Origin of the sequence: Vibrio sp. ER1A (genome assembly GCF_000733315.1) — a bacterium.
In the GTDB taxonomy this organism is placed as follows: domain Bacteria; phylum Pseudomonadota; class Gammaproteobacteria; order Enterobacterales; family Vibrionaceae; genus Vibrio; species Vibrio mediterranei.
In genome coordinates this window covers 144,608-152,336 of sequence record NZ_JPJA01000093.1, presented here as the reverse complement: position 1 = coordinate 152,336, position 7,729 = coordinate 144,608, and the positions used below count along the sequence as shown (strand labels likewise).

Genomic DNA, 7,729 nt, shown 5'->3' with positions numbered 1-7,729 from the left:
AATGTCTAACTTGGACGCTGGCGGTATCGCTCACGCGGTTCTTGGCGCGACAGGTATCGTTGCGGTAATCATTGCAGGGTGGACAACGTCTAATCCAACTATCTACCGTGCAGGTTTGGCAATCCAAAGTATCTTCCCGAACAAATCGCGTGCATACATCACGACTATCGTTGGTGTTGTTACCGCTATTATTGCTTGTTTCCCATTCGTATTTACCCGCTTGTTAGACTTTGTGGGTTACATGGGTCTTCTGCTGGCACCAGTTGGCGCAATCATCGTGTCTGAGCACTGGGTATTTAAGAAAATCGGTCTGACTCCACTTTGGTCTAAGTACCAAGGTAACGACCTGAATAAAGCGGCACTTATCACCTGGGCTATTGGTGTTGTTTTTGCGATAACGTGTGAACAGATGGGCATCCTGCATTTGTTCTTCCTTTTTGTACCGACTTACCTACTTTCTATGGCCGTTTACATCACGTTAGCGAAATCTATGGGTGCCGGTCATAACTACGCTAAACAGGAAGCGGAATACCAACAAGAGCAGAATCAACGTGAAGAGTACCATGCTGAACTAGCGAAACGCGAAGCAGCACAACAGACTGAAGCTAAGCCAGCCAGTCTGCTGGAGAAGGCTTCCGGCGCGATTGCTCTGGCCTCCCTGGCTGCGTTGGTAGTTTCTGCATTGAGAGTCTGGGGCGCAGGAGCTGACTACCAAGTGGCATTCGAGTCCTTTAAAGCGTTCGCGATTTATCCGACTGTAATTTACTTCATCTCGGCGACCACCTGGATCACTCTGCGTGACAGAGCTTAAAAGAGTATATGAATGAATGACTTAATCAGAAAAGCCTTTGTTATGCAGCTCAATGAAAGCTGTAAGGCAGAATACAAAAAACGACATGATGAAATCTGGCCAGAGTTGGTGGACGTTCTGAAAAGTCACGGCGGTCACAACTACTCCATCTTTCTCAATGAGGAGACTAATCAGCTATTTGGTTATGTCGAAATAGAGAGTGAGGAGCGTTGGGGTCAGGTTGCCAATACTGAAACTTGTCAGAAATGGTGGGCTTATATGCAAGACATTATGGCAACCAATCCGGATAACTCTCCGTTGTCTGTAACCCTGGATTCCGTCTTCTATCTGACTTAACGTTAAGACCAATCGCAGTAAATAACCAGTCAATAAGCCTCGCTATATTGCGAGGCTTATCATTTTACAGCGACGAATTTTCCCATCTGCGCTTCCCCTTTTACCGCTCAACTGCTTCCTTCTTCAAAAGAACATAAAACCAAACATTTAGAGAAGCTCTAGCAGAACTTTATCTATGCCGTATCACGTTGTTTATCAAAACTTTGAAACGCCGCATGAGCTTCTTGAAAAAAACGCACCAATTGCGTTTTTACGGGGGGATTTTTGAAGTTATTCGGTCGCAAAAAACGGTGTAATAGCTCTAAAGAACAAGAGGTGGTATTCATGATGAAGGCTGTGATTGCAATAGACCTTGGGGCGTCAAGCGGACGTGTCATGGTCGGTTATCTAAACAACGGAAAAATCGAACTCGAAGAGTTTCACCGTTTTCAAAACCAGCAAGTGATGCATGGTAATGAGTCGTGCTGGGATCTCTACTCAATCCTAGAAGAGATCAAAGTAGGCATCAATAAAGTAGTGGCGACAGGTATTGAGATTACTTCACTGGGCATAGACACCTGGGGTGTCGATTTTGTGCTGCTAAACAAGTTTGGTAAACACTTAGGTGAGTTTGTCAGTTACCGTGATGCACGTACAGAAGGTGTCCTAGATAAGCTGTTAGCGGATAATCAGCTAACCCTGCAAGATATCTACACTACAACGGGCATTCAGTTCCTATCTTTTAACACCATTAACCAGTTAAAAGCGATCCACGATCAACAGCCTGAATGGTATGGCGAGATTGATACCTTGCTGTTTATTCCGGATTACCTTAACTACAAGCTATCCGGCGTTAAACACTGTGAGTACACCAATGCCTCCACCAGTCAGCTTCTGGATTGCAAAGAGAAAGTGTGGAGCAAGGAGCTTATTAACGCATGTGGTGCAAAAATAAACTGGTTCCTGCCACCTAAAATGCCAAACCGCATTATTGGCGAGTACCACTTAAGCGATGTACGAATCCCGGTATGCTCTGTGGCAAGTCATGATACCGCATCAGCAGTAGCTGCAACACCAATCACTCATGAGACTATGGCTTACCTGAGTTCCGGCACTTGGTCTCTAGTGGGGATTGAAAGCTTTGAACCTTACACCGACGAACTTGCTTACCAATACAACCTGACCAACGAAGGTAATGTGGATGGTCGCTATCGCGTCTTGAAAAATATCATGGGCTTGTGGCTGATTCAGCGCATTAAAGCAGAAAACCCATCACTGACGTTCCCGGATATCGCTAGTCTGGCACACCAGGCACAGCCGTTTAAGTATATCGTCAACCCTAATGACAATGATTTCTTAAATCCTGCGTCGATGACACGTGCGATTAAAAACTGGTTCAACAAGCGTGACATGGAAGCGCCGGAAACTCTTTCCGAAGTCATTCGCTGTATCTACGACAGCTTAGTCCTAGCGTACGACAGGGTACTGACCGAGCTTGCGGAAGTCACCGGCAAACCCATAACTGAATTACGTATTGTCGGCGGCGGGACGCAAGATAAGTTCCTGAACCAACTTTGTGCCGATGTCTGTCAGATCAGGGTATCGACCGAACCGACAGAAGCCTCGGCACTGGGCAACGTGATTAACCAGTTTATCGCGTCCAACATTATTACCTCGCTGGAAGAAGGCCGCCAGATTATCGATGCCTCTTCCGATGTGAAGAACTTCACTGCAAACCCTATTGAGGGATTGGAACAAATCAAATCCCAATTCCAACAAATAACTAAATAAGGTACATAACCATGAGCAAAGAGCAGATCATTTCAGCTTACAAACAAGCAAAAGCGGTTTTCGAAAAATACGGTGTGGACACAGATAAAGCAATGGAGCTACTGAGCCAGACAGCAATCTCTATGCACTGCTGGCAAGGCGACGATGTACGTGGTTTTGAATCGCCCGAAACAGCCCTGAGTGGCGGTATCCAAGCAACGGGGAACCACCCGGGAGCGGCAAAAACACCAGATCAACTGCGTGCGGACATGGAAAAAGCTTTCTCTCTTATTCCGGGTAAGAAGCGCGTTAACCTGCACGCGATTTACATCGATGCCGATGAATTTGTTGAACGTGATCAAATCAAACCTGAGCACTTTTCTCGATGGGTTGAGTGGGCGAAAAAACAAGGGCTTGGTCTGGACTTTAACCCGACTCTGTTCTCTCACCCTAAAGCAGACGACGGTCTGACGCTGTCTCACCCGGACGAAGATATCCGTCAGTTTTGGATTGAACACGTAAAAGCGAGCCGTAAGATTTCTGAATACTTTGGCCGTGAACTTGGCACAGCATCATTTATGAACATCTGGATCCCGGACGGTATGAAAGATCAACCTGTTGACCGCCTTTCTCCACGCACACGTCTTGCAGACTCTCTGGACAAAGCTCTAGCTGAGAAGATTTCTCCTGAGTTCCACAAAGATGCAGTAGAGAGCAAACTGTTCGGTATAGGCGCAGAAGCATTCACCGTTGGCAGCAACGAGTTCTACCTAGCGTACGCAGCAACCCGCGGCACGGCACTATGCCTTGATGCAGGCCATTTCCACCCAACAGAAGTGATCAGCGACAAAATCAGTGCATGTTCACTGTACGTCAATGACCTGCAGCTACATGTAACCCGTCCGGTTCGCTGGGACTCTGACCACGTTGTGTCGTTCGATGACGAAACGCAGGCAATCATGCGTGAAATCGTACGCAACAACCTGCTGGATCGCGTAGCAATTGGCTTGGACTTTTTTGATGCATCAATCAACCGCGTAGCGGCTTGGGTTATCGGTACCCGCAACGCACAAAAAGCACTGCTTAAAGCCCTGCTTGAACCAGTAGAGCAACTAAAAGCGGCAGAAGCATCCTTCGATTACACCACACGCCTTGGACTGATTGAAGAGGCTCATTCTCTACCATGGGCAGCTGTATGGAATTACCACTGTTTGCAAAACGAAGTCCCGGTTGGCTTTGATTGGATCAACGATGTGAAGGATTACGAAGCAACCATTCTGGAAACACGTTAATTCAAATCGCTCACAATCAAACAAGTCAGATTCTACGTCTGACTTGTTTGGCTAAGTTAACTAGATATAGAGGGCTAATACTATGATTAAATTAAACGATGCTGTGATATGTGAAATAGAGAAAGTCAGTGAAGTTTCTCAGTACCTTTGGCAACGTGAATGGGCCGAGCGCAACGGCGGTAACATCTCTGTTGATGTCACAGAACTGTTCGATGAAATCCCGCAAGTTGACGTGCAAGAAAAAACACTGCCACTGCAACTACCAATAGAAAGTGCTAACCGCATTTATTACGTAAAAGGTACTGGCCAGCGAATCCGTGAACTGCGGGAGCCTGACTATGCGGGTTGTGTACTTAAAGTCAACGCAGCGGCAAACGGCTACCAGATCATCTGGGGCGGAAAAGCGAGTGAAGATTTCGCCCCGACCTCTGAATTTATCAGCCATATTAAAATTCTTGTAGAAAAAAGCAAAGCAGGCTCTGACCATAAATCTGTGGTTCACACTCACCCACTTGAACTGATTGCGCTTTCTCATCACCCAGACATTTCAAAAAGCAGCGAACTGTTCACCCATACCTGCTGGAAGATGCTGCCGGAAGTTCGTGCATTCGTCCCACGCGGTATCGGCATGATCCCGTACTGCCTGCCTTCTTCAGAAGAGTTAGCGGATGGTACAAAAGCAGCATTGCTTAAGCATGACGTTGCGATCTGGGAAAAACACGGTGCAACCGCTTCAGGTGCCGATGTGCTGCAAGCATTTGATTACGTAGATGTCGCCAACAAAGGCGCAAAATTATACCTGATGTGTATAGCTGCTGGTTATGAGCCTGAAGGTGTGACGAGAAAAAATATGGATATTTTGAAACGAGAATTCAATCTTTAGAGGTGTAAATTATGAGTGTGTTCAAACTGGCTTTTCCGAAGATCAACTACTCCGGTGTTGGCTCAATTGAAGCATTAGTTGAACGTCTGACTGAAGAGCATAGCAGTGAAAAAGGTCTTCTAATCTGCGACCCGACTCTGGTAGAGCTTGGCTTTGCTGACAAGCTTCTCAGCAGTTCGCTTAACCTGATGCTTTTCAAAGATGTGCGTCCAAACCCGGACACCAATACCGTGAACAGCGCGTACAAGATGTATTCTGAGTCTGAGGCACAGTTTATTATTGGTTTCGGTGGTGGCAGCTCAATTGATACCGCGAAAGCCATCAAAATCCTTTCTGCTAATGATGGTCCGATTGCAGCGTATAACGGTATTGAGAAAGTAACAACGCTTGGCGTTCCTCTTTACGCAATCAATACCACTGCAGGTACAGCGGCGGAAGTGACGAGTAACGCAGTGATCACTGATACAGAGACACACGTTAAACACGTAATTATCTCGGACAAGCTCATTCCGGAAATTTCAGTGAACGATCCTAGTGTTATGCTAGGTGTTCCAAGCGATACAACGGCAGCAACCGGTATTGATGCATTAACACACGCGGTTGAATCTTTTGTATCTGTTGGGGCACATAAACTAACCGATTATATTTCTCTGGAAGCAATCAAAACCATCGCGCAAAACTTACCAAAAGCGGTTGATGACGGCACAAACATCGAAGCTCGTGAAATGATGGCGTACGGTCAGTTTATCGCCGGCTTATCATTTAACAGTGCTGGTCTGGGTATGGTTCACGCAATGGCTCACCCTGCTGGTGCTCACAAAGACTTACCACACGGGGTATGCAATGCAATTCTGTTGCCTATCGTGTGTGAGTTTAACCGCCCGTACTGCGTTGAAAAATTTGCCCGGGTTGCCGAGGCGCTTGACGCAGACACCTCTGGTATGACCGTAGAAGAAGCAAGTCTGGCAGCGATAGATGAACTTCATGCTCTTAACCGCCGAGTGGGCATCCCTGAAGGCTTTGCTCAGCTAGGCGTAACGGAAGAAGATATTCAGAGCTGGGCAGATGATGCTCTGGCAGACCCTTGTGCAGGCGGTAACCCAAATCCTATGACTCGTGATCAAGTAATCACACTGTATAGAAAAGCACTGTAGCTCCGGAAGATTCAGTATTTATTCTTTATTCCGCAACACAAATGCCAACAAAACCATGTTGGCATTTCCCTATTTTCTATGTCCAGCTGAAATTTATTAACAATGTTTGTTGCGTATGCATTATCAACTAAGTCTTGGTACTTATGTAAGCATTAGGACTTTCTGTTTATGTATCTTGTCCGTAATTACGACTGCATTCTAGATCTTTCCTAATCCTGTTTCTAATTATTCTCTGATATGCAAGCTCCTTTGCGCGTCTGATGAATAAAGTCTGCTATTAGAAAAATAGGTAAATCTGCAGAAATAGAAGATTACACTAAGCCCTCGGCTATCAAACTTTGGGGCAAAGATGTGCTGGCAGTATTTCCGCCGACACGTCCTTGGACAGAAACGCGTTAGTGCACATGCTCTAAAGTGCTTGCGTCAGGTTAGAAAAAGTATCTTGATACCATAGTCGTTTTTTATGAGCCAGACAGAAGGTCTAGTAGTGGTTCTGCTGCATTTTGTCCTTTTTCGTATAAACCTAGTAATGCATTAGCCATTTTGTCTGCTTCAGCTATACCTTTAGCTGCCGTTCTCAAGTTACCCCATACTTTAGCTACATTTGAAGCTTTTTCATGATCATTTTCAGCCCCGTCAGAGATATCATCGACTCTTGATGCTAGGTCAGTAAAGCCCTCAGAAAATGCTTTTTTTAAGGCTGCCCCACCGACGATTGGATAACTTTGAATAGCACTTTCAATGATATTGAGCTGACTCATCAAGAAATCGTACATACCAGATGAGATAGAGCTATTTTCGATATCCTGCCTTAAAGTCTGAATAGAACTTAAAATTGCCTCTAACTCTTCTTTATCTACAGGATCTTCGTCTTCTAGTATCTCACTACAGTATCCTAATGCTAAGATCGTATCCGTACTCAATTTATTTTTGTAATTATTCCATGAAGCTGAAACATTAGTTAATGAGATAGTACTTTTAACTCGGTCCAAATATGGCTGGTAAAGGTTGCTACTAAATGTTGTTTGTTTCATTAAGCGCTCAACCAGTTCTACTTCTTTTCGAACTAACATTAGCTTGTCATACACTTCATGTGGATCTCTTTTGACAAGCTCAGTATCAAGCCCAAAAACCTCACCCCATGCAACCGACATAGGAACATTATCTTTTTTAGTTTTCACCTGATTAACAAGATGCAAAACTCGCTTTGCTGGGTTATTTAAATTTTCCATAGTAATTCCTTTGTACCGATGGCTCATTACGCTTTATAGATAGGCCTTTTCCATCTTTACATCCCGTCTATGTTGATGCCATTTACTATGAAACTCAACCAGTATCAACTTGTTGTGTGAATCTACATAGCCTCCTCAACATACACTTAACCCAAGATCTTCATGCATCTTCCCAAGATCTCATCATTATCTATAACGATGAGTTTTAGCTTTTTCCTAGTTCGAGTGATGTTCTGGAAGAGCATTTTTACTGGGCTTTGTTGCCGAATTCA

Annotated in this window: 6 protein-coding genes and 1 pseudogene; 6 read left to right on the top strand and 1 reads right to left on the bottom strand. The window is 45.0% G+C overall.

All coding sequences use genetic code 11. From position 1 onward, the window contains the following. The 6 genes and pseudogenes from HW45_RS22340 to HW45_RS22315 all read left to right on the top strand — a co-directional run. Nucleotides 1-811 (top strand): annotated as a pseudogene (locus HW45_RS22340) (nucleoside transporter); the annotation flags it as partial. A gap of 12 nt (nucleotides 812-823) precedes the next feature. Continuing rightward, nucleotides 824-1,147, top strand: coding sequence for an L-rhamnose mutarotase (gene rhaM / locus HW45_RS22335; RefSeq protein ID WP_038229877.1), 324 nt, complete (start codon nucleotides 824-826; stop codon nucleotides 1,145-1,147). 324 nt (nucleotides 1,148-1,471) lie between these two features. Next, nucleotides 1,472-2,917 carry a rhamnulokinase gene (rhaB, locus tag HW45_RS22330; protein ID WP_038229875.1) on the top strand — a complete coding sequence of 482 codons (1,446 nt, stop codon included), beginning with the start codon at nucleotides 1,472-1,474 and terminating at the stop codon, nucleotides 2,915-2,917. An 11-nt stretch (nucleotides 2,918-2,928) separates the two neighbouring features. After that, the gene (locus HW45_RS22325) at nucleotides 2,929-4,188 is read left to right on the top strand and encodes an L-rhamnose isomerase (protein ID WP_038229873.1); all 1,260 of its coding nucleotides are present in this window, start codon (nucleotides 2,929-2,931) and stop codon (nucleotides 4,186-4,188) included. A gap of 82 nt (nucleotides 4,189-4,270) precedes the next feature. Beyond that, entirely contained in the window at nucleotides 4,271-5,071 is an 801-nt protein-coding gene (gene rhaD / locus HW45_RS22320; RefSeq protein ID WP_038229871.1) for a rhamnulose-1-phosphate aldolase, read from the top strand. A gap of 11 nt (nucleotides 5,072-5,082) precedes the next feature. Next, nucleotides 5,083-6,225 (top strand): iron-containing alcohol dehydrogenase, encoded by a 1,143-nt coding sequence (locus HW45_RS22315; RefSeq protein ID WP_038229869.1) that lies wholly within the window; start codon nucleotides 5,083-5,085, stop codon nucleotides 6,223-6,225. Nucleotides 6,226-6,686: 461 nt separating this feature from the next. Here the strand turns inward: HW45_RS22315 and HW45_RS22310 are convergent, their stop codons facing one another. Beyond that, entirely contained in the window at nucleotides 6,687-7,457 is a 771-nt protein-coding gene (locus tag HW45_RS22310; RefSeq protein WP_038229868.1) for a hypothetical protein, read from the bottom strand. Nucleotides 7,458-7,729 lie beyond the last annotated feature (272 nt).

Excerpts from the sequence above, each read along its gene's own strand:
- rhaM (WP_038229877.1), top strand. The coding sequence starts at position 824 with ATGAATGACTTAATCAGAAAAGCCTTTGTTATGCAGCTCAATGAAAGC.
- rhaB (WP_038229875.1), top strand. The coding sequence starts at position 1,472 with ATGATGAAGGCTGTGATTGCAATAGACCTTGGGGCGTCAAGCGGACGT.
- HW45_RS22325 (WP_038229873.1), top strand. The coding sequence starts at position 2,929 with ATGAGCAAAGAGCAGATCATTTCAGCTTACAAACAAGCAAAAGCGGTT.
- rhaD (WP_038229871.1), top strand. The coding sequence starts at position 4,271 with ATGATTAAATTAAACGATGCTGTGATATGTGAAATAGAGAAAGTCAGT.
- HW45_RS22315 (WP_038229869.1), top strand. The coding sequence starts at position 5,083 with ATGAGTGTGTTCAAACTGGCTTTTCCGAAGATCAACTACTCCGGTGTT.
- HW45_RS22310 (WP_038229868.1), bottom strand. The coding sequence starts at position 7,457 with ATGGAAAATTTAAATAACCCAGCAAAGCGAGTTTTGCATCTTGTTAAT.